1 protein-coding gene is annotated in these 330 nt (G+C 37.0%); it reads left to right on the top strand.

Annotated features, from left to right (window positions below):
* Positions 1-122 precede the first annotated feature (122 nt).
* The gene (locus tag N7931_RS19475) at positions 123-302 is read left to right on the top strand and encodes a hypothetical protein (RefSeq protein ID WP_262796003.1); all 180 of its coding nucleotides are present in this window, start codon (positions 123-125) and stop codon (positions 300-302) included.
* Positions 303-330: the final 28 nt, after the last annotated feature.

Raw genomic sequence — 330 nt, 5'->3', positions numbered from 1 at the left:
AACTTTTACAGCACTACATTATGATTAATAAACCTGAGCTGCGCATAAGAAAATGAACTAAATGCCCTTGTGGTGATCAGATCTTTCGACCAAGATAAATATTGAGAACCGAGGACAAGGGCATGATTAACTTAGACGCAATTTATGTAGATGTCGACGATTTTTGTTTACTATTCGAACCTCAATGGATAACTCACCTAATCGAAACCGGTGAAAAGCAGCGAAATAAACTATCTTATGACTTGGCTACTCAAAAAACGGATAAGATTTCGACCGAGAGACAATGGTTATTATACAGATAACCGTGATACTGAAGGTTTTGAGGTATTG

The organism is Catenovulum sp. 2E275 (assembly GCF_025515275.1).
In the GTDB taxonomy this organism is placed as follows: Bacteria; Pseudomonadota; Gammaproteobacteria; order Enterobacterales; family Alteromonadaceae; genus Catenovulum.
This window is presented reverse-complemented; position numbering and strand designations above follow the sequence as displayed.